This is a genomic window from Alcaligenes sp. GW821-FHT11D07, from assembly GCF_058808495.1.
Map to the genome: position 1 here is coordinate 280,558 of NZ_JBXART010000003.1, position 11,414 is coordinate 291,971.

14 protein-coding genes are annotated in these 11,414 nt (G+C 55.3%); 8 read left to right on the forward strand and 6 right to left on the reverse strand.

Annotated features, from left to right (window positions below):
* From ruvX to AC1RSM_RS14310, 3 genes are all read right to left on the reverse strand, one after another.
* On the reverse strand, positions 1-432 hold the full coding sequence (ruvX, locus tag AC1RSM_RS14300; RefSeq protein WP_492933213.1) for a Holliday junction resolvase RuvX: 432 nt from the start codon (positions 430-432) through the stop codon (positions 1-3).
* A complete protein-coding gene (locus tag AC1RSM_RS14305; RefSeq protein ID WP_492933697.1) occupies positions 425-946 on the reverse strand; it encodes a YqgE/AlgH family protein in 522 nt (173 codons plus the stop codon). The genes ruvX and AC1RSM_RS14305 overlap by 8 nt, the downstream gene beginning before the upstream one ends.
* A gap of 112 nt (positions 947-1,058) precedes the next feature.
* On the reverse strand, positions 1,059-1,223 hold the full coding sequence (locus tag AC1RSM_RS14310; protein WP_009460582.1) for a rubredoxin: 165 nt from the start codon (positions 1,221-1,223) through the stop codon (positions 1,059-1,061).
* A 121-nt stretch (positions 1,224-1,344) separates the two neighbouring features.
* Here AC1RSM_RS14310 and thiD point away from each other — a divergent pair, with 121 nt between their 5' ends.
* Genes thiD through hemL form a run of 3 tightly spaced genes read left to right on the forward strand, consistent with a single transcriptional unit; the run spans position 1,345 to position 4,185 of the window.
* On the forward strand, positions 1,345-2,172 hold the full coding sequence (thiD, locus tag AC1RSM_RS14315) for a bifunctional hydroxymethylpyrimidine kinase/phosphomethylpyrimidine kinase (protein ID WP_492933214.1): 828 nt from the start codon (positions 1,345-1,347) through the stop codon (positions 2,170-2,172).
* Complete coding sequence (gene thiE, locus AC1RSM_RS14320; protein ID WP_492933215.1) at positions 2,165-2,851, forward strand: thiamine phosphate synthase; 687 nt, start codon at positions 2,165-2,167, stop codon at positions 2,849-2,851. The genes thiD and thiE overlap by 8 nt, the downstream gene beginning before the upstream one ends.
* Before the next feature lie 50 nt (positions 2,852-2,901).
* Entirely contained in the window at positions 2,902-4,185 is a 1,284-nt protein-coding gene (hemL, locus tag AC1RSM_RS14325) for a glutamate-1-semialdehyde 2,1-aminomutase (RefSeq protein WP_492933216.1), read from the forward strand.
* 56 nt (positions 4,186-4,241) lie between these two features.
* Here hemL and AC1RSM_RS14330 read toward each other — a convergent pair whose 3' ends face one another.
* Positions 4,242-5,891, reverse strand: coding sequence for an AMP-binding protein (locus AC1RSM_RS14330; protein WP_492933217.1), 1,650 nt, complete (start codon positions 5,889-5,891; stop codon positions 4,242-4,244).
* A gap of 731 nt (positions 5,892-6,622) precedes the next feature.
* Between AC1RSM_RS14330 and AC1RSM_RS14335 the strand changes: the two genes are divergently transcribed.
* Together AC1RSM_RS14335 and argJ are read left to right on the forward strand one after the other, a co-directional pair.
* On the forward strand, positions 6,623-7,153 hold the full coding sequence (locus tag AC1RSM_RS14335) for a MarR family winged helix-turn-helix transcriptional regulator (RefSeq protein WP_492933218.1): 531 nt from the start codon (positions 6,623-6,625) through the stop codon (positions 7,151-7,153).
* Between the two features lie 95 nt (positions 7,154-7,248).
* Positions 7,249-8,475 carry a bifunctional glutamate N-acetyltransferase/amino-acid acetyltransferase ArgJ gene (gene argJ, locus AC1RSM_RS14340; RefSeq protein WP_492933219.1) on the forward strand — a complete coding sequence of 409 codons (1,227 nt, stop codon included), beginning with the start codon at positions 7,249-7,251 and terminating at the stop codon, positions 8,473-8,475.
* A gap of 70 nt (positions 8,476-8,545) precedes the next feature.
* Here argJ and AC1RSM_RS14345 read toward each other — a convergent pair whose 3' ends face one another.
* Complete coding sequence (locus tag AC1RSM_RS14345; protein WP_492933220.1) at positions 8,546-8,707, reverse strand: DUF1328 domain-containing protein; 162 nt, start codon at positions 8,705-8,707, stop codon at positions 8,546-8,548.
* A gap of 107 nt (positions 8,708-8,814) precedes the next feature.
* The gene (locus AC1RSM_RS14350) at positions 8,815-9,018 is read right to left on the reverse strand and encodes a CsbD family protein (protein ID WP_492933221.1); all 204 of its coding nucleotides are present in this window, start codon (positions 9,016-9,018) and stop codon (positions 8,815-8,817) included.
* A gap of 390 nt (positions 9,019-9,408) precedes the next feature.
* Between AC1RSM_RS14350 and rplU the strand changes: the two genes are divergently transcribed.
* The 3 genes from rplU to obgE all read left to right on the forward strand — a co-directional run bounded on the left by rplU (position 9,409) and on the right by obgE (position 11,401).
* Entirely contained in the window at positions 9,409-9,720 is a 312-nt protein-coding gene (gene rplU / locus AC1RSM_RS14355) for a 50S ribosomal protein L21 (RefSeq protein ID WP_492933222.1), read from the forward strand.
* Between the two features lie 50 nt (positions 9,721-9,770).
* Positions 9,771-10,031, forward strand: a complete 261-nt coding sequence (gene rpmA / locus AC1RSM_RS14360) for a 50S ribosomal protein L27 (RefSeq protein ID WP_003801903.1) — start codon at positions 9,771-9,773, stop codon at positions 10,029-10,031.
* A gap of 281 nt (positions 10,032-10,312) precedes the next feature.
* On the forward strand, positions 10,313-11,401 hold the full coding sequence (obgE, locus tag AC1RSM_RS14365) for a GTPase ObgE (protein ID WP_492933223.1): 1,089 nt from the start codon (positions 10,313-10,315) through the stop codon (positions 11,399-11,401).
* Positions 11,402-11,414 lie beyond the last annotated feature (13 nt).

Sequence of the window (11,414 nt, forward strand, 5' to 3'; positions counted from 1 at the left end):
TCAGGCCGGCGGCAGGCTATCCAGATAACGCTGCAAGATCACGCAGGCTGCCATGGCATCATCATCGTCATTATTGCCCAGCAATTCTTGAGCCTCCATGCTGGAGCCCCGTTCATCGACCAGGTCTACCGCAATACCGTAGCGGCCATGCAGTTGATTGGCAAAACGCCGGCACCGCAGCGAAGCATACTGCTCGCCACCATCCAGGGTCAAAGGCAAACCAACAACGACGCGATCAGGCTGCCATTCGGCCAGCAAAGCCTCGATGGCCGCAAAGCGCTGCTCCCGGGTAACGGGCCGCAAAATCGTATAAGGGCGAGCCTGACGCGTCAAGGTGTTCCCCAGGGCAACGCCAATTTTTTTCAAGCCATAGTCAAAGGCCAGCAAGGTTTGCGCCGAGCTGACCGTTGACGGTGTTTCGTGTTCAGGCATGGCCCGCAGCACCAGTCAAAGTAAAAGGACTGATTCCCAGCAAAGCCAGGGCGCGATCGTAGCGCTCCCCAACCGGAGTAGAAAACAGGATTTCATGGGTGGCTTTGACACTTAGCCACGCGTTGTCGGCCATTTCGCTTTCCAGCTGACCGGCACCCCAACCTGCATAGCCCAGAGTCACCAGCAGATGTACTGGCCCCTGGCCTTGGGCCACATCCTGCAAGACATCGCGCGATGTCGTCAGGGTCAGGTCGCCCACCTCCAGGCTGGCGGTATAGGCTTTTTCGGAGTCATGCAGAACAAAGCCGCGGTCCGTTTGAACAGGGCCGCCAAAATACACGGAGGTCGCTGCCAGATTGGCCCGGTTTTCCACGTCCAGCTCGATACGAGACAGAAGTTCAACCAGGCTTAAATCGGTTGGCCGGTTAATGACCAGACCTAAAGCACCTTGCTCATTATGTTCACAGACATAAATGACCGTGTCAGCCAAACTGCCCGATACCACACCGGGCATGGCAAGTAACAGGTGGTGCGTTAAATCAGCGCTTTCTTGGATTAGCGGGGACTGGCTAGTGGCACTCATACACACCTCCCGTCAAAGCAAACCACCTTGGAACTTGAGATGATCACACTTGGATCATTTCGAAGTCTTCCTTACGGGCGCCACATTCGGGACAGACCCAGTTTGGAGGGACATCTTCCCACAGTGTGCCCGGCGCAATGCCTTCCTCAGGCAAACCTGCTTCTTCATCATAAATCCAGCCGCAAATCAGGCACATCCACGTACGCATAGTATTCCTACTGTATTTGTAAACATAGTCCGATCCGCGTGCAAATCGGGGCAATCCATTAAAATGGGGTTCATATTACTAAATTACTCAACCCCTGACATCCAGAGCCTGAGGGCGCTGCATGTGTAACCAAGACAAGATGGCTGCTGAAATCAAAAATTCAAGTCCCGCCCTGGCTCTCGTGCTGGCTCCCTATGATCCCAGCGGTGGAGCGCACCTGCCTGCAGATACTCTGACCGGCGCACGCTTGGGCTGCCATATTGTCAGTGTGCCCACGGCCCTGCTGGTACGCGATACCGCCCAACAAGAGGATATCCAGACCCTGGCCGAAGATACCGCGGACGACCAGGCCCGCTGCTTGCTGGAGGATATCAACATCCAGGCCATCAAATGCGGTCCCGTCTACAGCCCGGAGATTGCCAGCATGGTAGCTGAACTGTGCTCCGACTACCCCGAACTCCCTTTGGTCTTGCACCTGACTGCCATGCCTGTCGGACTGGACGAGCTGGAAGCGGACGATGCCCTGGATGCCAGTTTACGCTTGCTGCTGCCACTGAGCGCCTTATTGTTGATCGACTCCCCCAGCCTGGATCGTTGGCAAGCAGACGGCTTGCTGGGCGAAAGCCTGGACGGGGTAGAGACCTTGCTGAACGCGGGCGCCAATGCCGTTCTGGTCACTGGAGTACCTGGCTCCGCAGGTCAATGGCATAGCCGTTTTCAGGGCCATCACGGCCGTCTGGATTACAGCATGCCGCTGGATGTCGGCGTGCGCCAGCAAGACATCGATAGTTTGCTGGCTACCGCTTGCGTGAGCTTTTTGGCTCAGGGCAATGAGCTGGATAACGCGGTAGAATCAGCCTTGCTACACCTACAGGAACGTGCCAGTGACACCTTCCAGCCCGGCATGGGCCACCGCCTGTTCAACCCGCTTGTTCCCCACCATGACTGACGCCACTACCCTGCGCTTTCCTGCCGGCTTATACGGCATTACTCCCGAATGGGACGACACCCCACGCTTGCTGGACGCTGTGCGCGCCGCACACGATGGTGGCTTGCAGGTGCTACAGTTTCGCCGCAAGAACGGCTCTGAACCAGTCCGTCAGCAACAGCTCAAAGAACTGATCAAGCTCTGCTTGTCGCTGGACCTTCCATTGCTGATCAACGACCACTGGAGCTGGGCTCAGCAGTTCGACGTGCAAGGCGCACATCTGGGTAAAAGCGATGGCGAACTCACCCAGGCCCGTCAGGCCCTGGGGCCGCAAGCCTTGCTGGGACGCTCGTGCTACAACAGCCTGGATCTGGCGCGCCAAGCCTTGGCTGATGATGCCGACTACATCGCCTTTGGTGCCATGTACCCGTCCAGCGTCAAGCCCGAAGCGCCTCCTGCGGAACTGAACACCTTGCGCCAAGCCCTTAAGCTTTGTCAGGAACAGCAAAGCGATGGCCGTCGTGCCGCTATTGTTGCGATTGGCGGGATCACACCCGAAAAAATGCCGGAACTGCTGGAAGCGGGCGTCGATAGCGTAGCTGTCATCAGCAGCCTGTTCGAGACAGCCGACATACGCGCCACCGCGCAACGCTTTACCGATTACTTTCACGCCCAGGCCCAGTCGCGCTTCATGCGCTAACACTGAGCCTTGCCTTGACCAACCGATTTTTACGTCTGGATTCTTGCCTCATGTCCCGTAACTCCGAACTTTTTGAACGTGCCAGCAAAGTCATCCCCGGCGGCGTTAACTCGCCAGTCCGTGCCTTCGGTTCCGTGGGCGGTACACCCTGCTTCATCGAACGCGCCCAAGGCCCTTACATCTGGGATGCAGACGGCCAGCAATACACGGACTACGTAGGTTCCTGGGGTCCGGCCATTCTGGGTCACTCTGACCCGGACGTGATCAAGGCTGTTCAAGACGCCGCCGTTCATGGTCTGTCGTATGGTGCTCCTACCGAAGGCGAAGTGGTTCTGGCTGAAACCCTGACCCAAATGCTGCCTTCCATCGAGCAAGTGCGTCTGGTCAGCTCCGGCACCGAAGCCACCATGAGCGCCATCCGCCTGGCCCGTGGCTTTACCGGCCGCAACACCATCATCAAATTTGAAGGTTGCTACCACGGTCACGCTGATAGCTTGCTGGTCAAAGCGGGCTCTGGCTTGCTGACCTTTGGCAACCCGACCTCTGCCGGCGTACCTGCCGAGTTTGTCGCTCATACCCTGGTCCTGGACTACAACAAGCTGGACGCCGTCCGCGATGCCTTCAAACAAAAGGGCGATGAAATCGCTTGTGTGATCGTTGAGCCGTTTGCCGGCAACATGAACTTGGTCCGCCCTGCGCCCGGCTTTCTGGAAGGCTTGCGCGAGCTGTGTACCGAGTACGGTGCTGTGCTGATTTTTGACGAAGTCATGACCGGATTCCGTGTCGGCCCGCAAGGTGTACAAGGTTTGACCGGCATCCGTCCGGATCTGACCACACTGGCTAAAGTCATTGGTGGCGGTATGCCCGTGGGTGCATTCGGTGGCCGCCGCGACATCATGCAGTGCGTCGCTCCCGTGGGTGGCGTTTATCAAGCGGGCACGCTGTCCGGCAACCCGGTAGCCGTTGCGGCAGGTCTGGCAACTCTGAAAAAACTGGCACAGCCCGGTTTCTACGACACGCTGACCAAAAACACTGCCCACCTGATCCAGGGCCTGAAAGCCGCTGCACAGGAAGCCGGCATCCCCTTTACAGCCGATCACGAAGGTGGTCTGTTCGGGATTTACTTCAGCGAGCAGGTTCCTGCCTCCTTGGCTGAAGTATCCGCAGGCGATATCGAGCGCTTCAAGCAGTTCTTCCACGCCATGCTGGACAAAGGCGTGTACTTCGCCCCATCGGCCTTTGAAGCCGGTTTTGTCTCTGTGCAGCACACGCCAGACGTGGTTGACACCACTTTGCAAGCCGCACGCGAAGTGTTTGCCAGCTTCAAGAGCTAAAAACACCAGGCACAAAAAAGCGGGCTATATGCCCGCTTTTTTTATCGCTTGAACAATCAGTGCTGCGCCATCTGACGCAGTACAAAACGCTGCAACTTGCCCGTCTCTGTACGCGGCAAGGAATTCACAAACTCAATTGCCCGTGGGTATTTGTAGGGGGCCGCATTTTCCTTCACAAAGTCTTGCAGCTGCTTTTTCAGCTCATCACTGCCCGTGAAACCCGGCTTGAGCACAATGAAAGCCTGCACAATCTGCCCGCGCTCCTCGTCAGTTGCACCAACCACCCCACACTCGGCCACTGCCTCGTGCTTGAGCAACGTACCCTCTACTTCAGGACCGGCGATGTTATAGCCTGACGACACAATCATGTCGTCATTGCGCGCCTGGTAATACAGATAACCGTCTTCATCCATCTTGAACGTATCGCCGGGGAAGTTCCAGCCGCCCTGCACGAACTGTTTCTGACGCTCGTCGTTCAAATACTTGCACCCTGTCGGCCCCTTGACGGCCAAACGCCCCACCGTGCCTACCGGCACTGGATTCAGATCATCATCCAGAATCGTCGCTACGTAACCCGGCACCACTTGCCCGATCGCGCCAGCACGCACTTTGTCCGGTGCGCTGGAGACATAGACGTGAATCATCTCGGTACCACCGATGCCATCAGTCATCTCGATGCCACTGGCCTGCTTCCAAAGCTGGCGTGTAGCATCTGGCAAGGCCTCACCCGCAGACACCGTGGCCCGCAAGCTGGCCAGAGAGTAACGGTCCACCAGACCGGCCATTTGACGGTAGAAGGTAGGAGCGGTAAAGCTCATGGTGACCTTGAAACGGTCAATCATGCCCAGCAAATCAGACGGTGTCAGACGCTCCAGCAAGACGGTCGATGCTCCTACGCGCAGCGGGAAACACAGCAAACCACCCAGACCAAAGGTGAAAGCCAGGGGTGGCGTACCGCAAACCACATCATCCGGCGTCAAGCGCAACACATGACGGGCAAAGGTATCGCACATAGCCAGCACATCACGATGAAAGTGCATGCAACCCTTGGGTTGACCGGTCGTGCCACTGGTAAACGCGATCAGGCAAATATCATCGGCGGCTGTATCGCACGCATCAAACTGCTCGGGCTTGTCTGCCAGCAAGGTTTCCAGGCCGCTGTCGCTGTGATCGTTAAAGCACAGCAACTGCTTGAGCACCGGCGTATACGAATCGTGCGCAGAGTCCATGCAGTGCTCCAGCTCTTCGCGCAGACGCTCGTCACATAGAGCCGCGTGAATCTCGGCCTTTTCCAGGATCGTCTTCAACTCCACGGCACGCAGCAAGGGCATGGTGGGCACAGTCACCAAACCGGCCTTGATGCTGGCCAGCCAGCACGCCGCCATCATGGGATTGTTCGGGCCACGCAGCAAAATACGATTGCCGGGCACCAGCTTCAGATCCTGGGTCAGAACATGCGCAATACGGTTGGTCAGCACATCCAGCTGCTTGTAGCTCAGGCTGCGATTCTCATCGCCATCGGCCCATTGCAACGCCACCCGATCCCCATGTCCTGCTGCTACCTGTTCGCCCAACAACGCCACGGCGCAATTTAAACGAGCGGGGTAGTCCACATCTGGATTCCCTTCCAAAAGCATTTCTGGCCACCACTCCATGGGCGGCAGATTGTCGCGTGCGAAGGTATCAAGGTGCGCTGAACGTTCCATCCGTATCTCCTGCGTAGATAACGCCCCACTCAGGCGTAGACCTTGCTGCATCAAAGGCGCGGGCCAAATTGGCAAGGTCTATATTGTTTAGTTCTAAAGGATATTAGCAAAAAAAACGCAGCAACATCAGCACTGACGACTACGGGTTATCCGCAGTAGCGCATCACTATCTGCCGATTCAAGGGGTATGCTGCTGGAGCCTGGCCGCCCTTTGTGCACATACAAGCAGATCACAAATTTGAATAAGAAATTTCAGAATATAAGAAATAAATCAATCTGCAGCCTGTATTTTTTTCAATTAAGAAAAATAGTCATCAACATTATTTTTGAAACAAAAAAATATCACAAAAAAACAGGATATTGATTCATCGAACAGGCGGCACGGGAACAAATGTCTTATACTTCAACTAAATAATCACTTGAATTTAGCCAGCTTATCGCCTCATATCCAAGTTGGGCCGCTGGTGGCACATTATTCAAAGCTGCAACAGTTAAAGTAAATAGCAGACAGGATTTTGCATTTCTTTACCTAAAGCGTTCGCGCCACTTAGAGCCCTTTGCTTCATTTGATTAATTTAAGCTTAAAAACGAATTTACTTTGATCTGTCGCAATGTCAAACTTCGATACAGCCCCTAAGATACCCTCCAAGCTAACCCAGCTTGCTCATGGCTGCGGTCTGCGTCCTTCAAAGCTAAACATTTTGGACATGCACCATTAAGGCAAGCTATCTATGATCATGAACGATATCCCCGCTTCCGCCGTCGCTGATGCCGCTCCCGACTTGGAAAGCCGTGCTCACAGCGACGACCACTTCGACACCCGACTGTGGTTACGTCTGATGGCCTGCACCAATCTGGTTGAAGGCGAAATTCGCAGCCGTCTGCGTACCGAACACATGACTACCCTGCCTCGTTTTGACCTGATGGCTCAGCTACAGCGTCAACCCGCCGGCATGAAAATGAGCGAGCTGTCTCGCCATTTGATGGTCACCAACGGCAACATCACCGGCATTACCGATCAACTGGAAAAAGAAGGCCTGGTCGAACGCATCAAAGTTCTGACAGACCGTCGCAGCTCCCTGATCCGCCTGACACCCAAAGGCAAGCGCCAGTTCAAGAAAATGGCCGCTTCCCACGAACAGTGGCTGCAAGAGATGTTTGCCAACCTGTCCGAAAAAGCGCGTTCCGCCTTGTTCGAGGCACTGGGCGAGCTCAAACTGATCACCCGCAACAACGTTGCGCTGGCAGCGCGCCAGAACTAAATACGCCACACGCCCAAAGCGATGTGCTCAGGCGGCTCAAAGCAAGTATCATTATTGCTTTGAGCCGCCTTTAACATTGTTTTCCGGATCGCGTCATGGCCGTCAATCTGTTCATTCCCTCTGAGTCTGATATTCACCCCGTTGCCGGTGTCAAAATCGGTATTACCGAAGCCGGTATCCGCAAGGCCAACCGACGCGACCTGACCGTGTTTGAACTGGCCCCTGGCACCAGCGTGGCCGGCGTGTTCACCACTAACCGTTTTCGTGCTGCCCCGGTACAAGTGTGCGAATCGCACCTGGCCACCCACGATGGCATTCGCGCCCTGGTCATCAACACGGGCAATGCCAATGCAGGTACCGGGCAAGCCGGTCTGGAAAAAGCACAGCAAACGTGTAAGGAAGCCGCCCGCTTGCTGAACATCCTGCCTCAGCAAGTGCTGCCCTTTTCCACTGGCGTGATTCTGGAACCGCTGCCTATGGATCGCCTGCTGGGTGCCTTGCCTGCGGCCGTGAACGATTTGTCCGACAACAACTGGTTCAATGCTGCCCACAGCATCATGACTACCGACACGCAGCCCAAAATCGTGTCGCGTCAAATCCAGCTGTCCGGCAAAACCATCACCCTGACGGGTATCAGCAAAGGTGCGGGCATGATTCGCCCAAATATGGCCACCATGTTGGGCTATCTGGCTACCGACGCCGGTATTGCTCCCGACTTGCTGCGCGATATGTGCCGCCAGGCAGCGGATCGTTCGTTCAACCGTATTACCGTTGATGGCGATACTTCGACCAACGATTCCTTCATCATCATGGCCACTGGCCAAAGCGGCGTTACGGTGGAGTCGATTGCTGACCCTAACTACAACACCTTGCTGGACGCCCTGGTCGACGCCTCGCGTGAACTGGCACAGAAAATCGTGCGTGACGCCGAAGGTGCCACCAAGTTCATGACGATTCAGGTAGACGATGCGGGCAGCAGCGAAGAAGCCCTGAAAGTGGCCTACGCCATCGCCCACTCGCCATTGGTCAAGACTGCGTTTTTTGCCTCGGACCCGAACCTGGGCCGTATCTTGTGCGCTATTGGCTATGCCGGCATCACCGATCTGGATGTCGACAAGCTGCGTTTGTGGCTGGGTGACGTTCTGGTTGCCGTTGATGGCGGTCGCAACCCTGATTACCGCGAAGAAGACGGCCAGCGCGTCATGCAGGAAGCCGAAATTCTGGTGCGAGTGTCACTGGGCCGTGGCCAGCACAGCGAAACGGTTTACACCTGCGACTTCTCCCACGAGTACGTCACGATCAACGCTGACTACCGCTCATAAAAAAACCGCCTCCATCCTAAGATGGAGACGGTTTTTCGATTCAGACGGGCCCGCCCTGAGCGGGCCTGTTCTATTTCTTGCCCATGCCCTTGACCAGCGTGAACACCGCCAGAATCAAGAACACTACAAACAGAATCTTGGCTATCGAAGCAGCCCCGGCGGCAATACCACCGAAACCCAGCACAGCCGCCACAATGGCGATTACAAAAAAGACGACAGCATAGTAAAGCATACGATTCTCCTCTCCTTCAGTACGAACGGACTAATAGCGTTGTCTGACCATCCACGCCTACCTCTATCGGGAACCAGGTGTCAGACCCGATCCTGCTATCCGCGTCGCTAACGATCGTACTTATCGTAAAAATCCTTCACTTCACGTTCCGCTTCTTCCCGGGTACGGCCATAGCGCTCCTGCACCAGACCCGCTAACTGCGTAGCATCCCCTTTGATCTTGGCCAAATCATCATCGGTAATCTCGCCCCAGACCGTACGGGCCTTGCCCGCCAGTTGCTTCCATTTCCCTTCGATCGTGTCCTTATTCATACGCTTCCCCTTAATCAGGTTCGAGAAATAAATGACTTACGCTCAGTGAACGCAACGTCTCTAGCCTAACGGAAACATCAGCCCACAAACGCCACAGATTGAGGGGAAATGTAATAGTTTGGGGCGAAACCATACACGGAACGCATCGAAGCGGACGCGCGAGCGGTGCTGCTCCTGCCTCTGGCAAGGAACCGGCGCCAGAGAGAGACGAAAGGATTGGATGCAAAATACTGACAGCAAAGGGGCCAAGCCATTGACAGCAAAGCCTTTTTAACCTATTATTTTTTGCTTGGCATTTTGCGTGTCAAGATTTTTTTATGTTAGATGGCATTACAGCGGGCACTAAACAGCCTTTACGCGATGCCTGTTTGACTCTTTAAGGGATTCCCTATGTACGCGGTTATAAAAACCGGCGGTAAGCAATATCGCATTACTGCTGGCCAAAAACTCAAAATAGAACAGATACCGGCTGACATTGGGCAAGAAATTTCGCTCGACCAGGTACTGTCGGTAGGCGAAGGTGAAGCACTGCAAATTGGTGCTCCTTTCGTTACTGGCGCCGTGGTCAAGGCAACCGTTCTTGCGCAAGGCCGTCACGACAAAATCAAAGTCTTCAAAATGCGCCGTCGCAAGCACTACCGCAAAACGCAAGGCCATCGTCAAAACTACACCGAAATCCGTATCGAAGCGATCAACGCCTAAGTTGTTGCTGAAAACGAATTTGGTAATTTCTTCATCTAGGAGCTAAAGAAATGGCACAGAAGAAAGGCGGCGGCTCTACGCGGAACGGCCGTGACTCACAGGCCAAACGTCTGGGCGTTAAAGTCTACGGCGGTCAGGTAATTTCGGCTGGCGGCATTATTGTTCGTCAGCGCGGCACTCAGTTTCACCCCGGCGTGAACGTGGGCATTGGTAAAGACCACACCCTGTTCTCCCTGGTCGATGGCAAAGTTAAATTTTCCATCACCGGTGCACTGAACAAGCGTACCGTTTCGGTCGTTGCTGCCGAATAAGCATTACGTATTTACGTAATCGCTACGAAAAGCCCTGCCGCTATTGGCAGGGCTTTTTTTATGCGTGGCAATCTGCCATGCTGATACTCATACCCGGCTTAGCCAGTTTCCCTTGGGGCCACAGCAAGAGATTAAAAATCGGCCACTATCACTGCACATACCGGCAGATAAGCCAATCTCCTATACACTAAGCAATTGGGGTTTTTGTTTAAAATGGTCTGCACTCAGACTAGCAGCCCGACCGGCTCTGCGGCCCCTGGACCTATACAGCACTCATCACCATGAAATTCGTAGACGAAGCGACCATTGAAGTGGTCGCAGGCAAGGGTGGAAACGGCGCTGCCAGTTTCCGCCGAGAAAAATTTATTGAAAAAGGTGGCCCTAACGGTGGCGATGGCGGCCGTGGCGGCAGCATCTATGCCGAGGCCGACCGCAACGTCAACACCCTGATTGACTACCGCTATGCCCGCCTGCACCGCGCTCGCAACGGCGAGAACGGCCGTGGCTCCGACCAGTACGGCGCGGGTGGCGAAGACATCACTTTGCGCGTGCCCGTAGGCACCATGATTTTCGATGCCGAGACCGGCGAGCAACTGTTTGACCTGAAGCGTCATGGCGAGAAAATCACCTTGGCTCAGGGCGGCTCTGGCGGTCTGGGTAACCTGCACTTCAAATCCAGTGTGAACCGCGCCCCGCGTCAGTTTACTTATGGCAAGGAAGGCGAGCAGCGCAAACTGCGCCTGGAGCTGAAAGTACTGGCCGATGTGGGCCTGCTGGGCATGCCCAATGCCGGTAAATCCACCTTGATCACCCGCATTTCCAATGCCAAGCCCCGTATCGCGGACTACCCTTTCACGACCTTGCACCCTAATCTGGGTGTGGTGCGTTCCTCCGAAGCCCACAGCTTTGTAGTGGCGGATATTCCCGGTCTGATTGAAGGTGCTTCCGAAGGCGCTGGTCTGGGTCATCTATTCCTGCGTCACCTGACTCGTACTCGTATCCTGTTGCACCTGCTGGATGTATCCAGCCTGGACCCGGACGAAGATATCGTAGCCAAGGTTTCTGCCGAAGCCCGCGCCATTGTCGAAGAACTGCGCTTGTACAGTGAAGAGCTGCACGCCAAGCCTCGTTGGTTGGTGCTGAACAAGCTGGACATGGTGTCTGACCCTGAAGACCTGAAAGCCCGCCTGCTCAAAGAGCTGGAGTGGGAAGGCCCGGTCTTTGGTATCTCGGCGCTTACCGGCGTAGGCACCCAGGATCTGGTGTACCAACTGCAGTCCTGGCTGGACGAGGAAAGCCGCAAAGAACATATCGAGCAGGATATTGCGGACGGCACTCATATTTACGACGAGAGGTTTGCCCCAGACTGATCGTGCCAAACAG

Bases quoted from the DNA above. Each gene is read 5' to 3' on its own strand.
- ruvX (WP_492933213.1), bottom strand. From the start codon at position 432: ATGCCTGAACACGAAACACCGTCAACGGTCAGCTCGGCGCAAACCTTG.
- AC1RSM_RS14305 (WP_492933697.1), bottom strand. From the start codon at position 946: ATGCCCGGTGTGGTATCGGGCAGTTTGGCTGACACGGTCATTTATGTC.
- AC1RSM_RS14310 (WP_009460582.1), bottom strand. From the start codon at position 1,223: ATGCGTACGTGGATGTGCCTGATTTGCGGCTGGATTTATGATGAAGAA.
- thiD (WP_492933214.1), top strand. From the start codon at position 1,345: ATGTGTAACCAAGACAAGATGGCTGCTGAAATCAAAAATTCAAGTCCC.
- thiE (WP_492933215.1), top strand. From the start codon at position 2,165: ATGACTGACGCCACTACCCTGCGCTTTCCTGCCGGCTTATACGGCATT.
- hemL (WP_492933216.1), top strand. From the start codon at position 2,902: ATGTCCCGTAACTCCGAACTTTTTGAACGTGCCAGCAAAGTCATCCCC.
- AC1RSM_RS14330 (WP_492933217.1), bottom strand. From the start codon at position 5,891: ATGGAACGTTCAGCGCACCTTGATACCTTCGCACGCGACAATCTGCCG.
- AC1RSM_RS14335 (WP_492933218.1), top strand. From the start codon at position 6,623: ATGATCATGAACGATATCCCCGCTTCCGCCGTCGCTGATGCCGCTCCC.
- argJ (WP_492933219.1), top strand. From the start codon at position 7,249: ATGGCCGTCAATCTGTTCATTCCCTCTGAGTCTGATATTCACCCCGTT.
- AC1RSM_RS14345 (WP_492933220.1), bottom strand. From the start codon at position 8,707: ATGCTTTACTATGCTGTCGTCTTTTTTGTAATCGCCATTGTGGCGGCT.
- AC1RSM_RS14350 (WP_492933221.1), bottom strand. From the start codon at position 9,018: ATGAATAAGGACACGATCGAAGGGAAATGGAAGCAACTGGCGGGCAAG.
- rplU (WP_492933222.1), top strand. From the start codon at position 9,409: ATGTACGCGGTTATAAAAACCGGCGGTAAGCAATATCGCATTACTGCT.
- rpmA (WP_003801903.1), top strand. From the start codon at position 9,771: ATGGCACAGAAGAAAGGCGGCGGCTCTACGCGGAACGGCCGTGACTCA.
- obgE (WP_492933223.1), top strand. From the start codon at position 10,313: ATGAAATTCGTAGACGAAGCGACCATTGAAGTGGTCGCAGGCAAGGGT.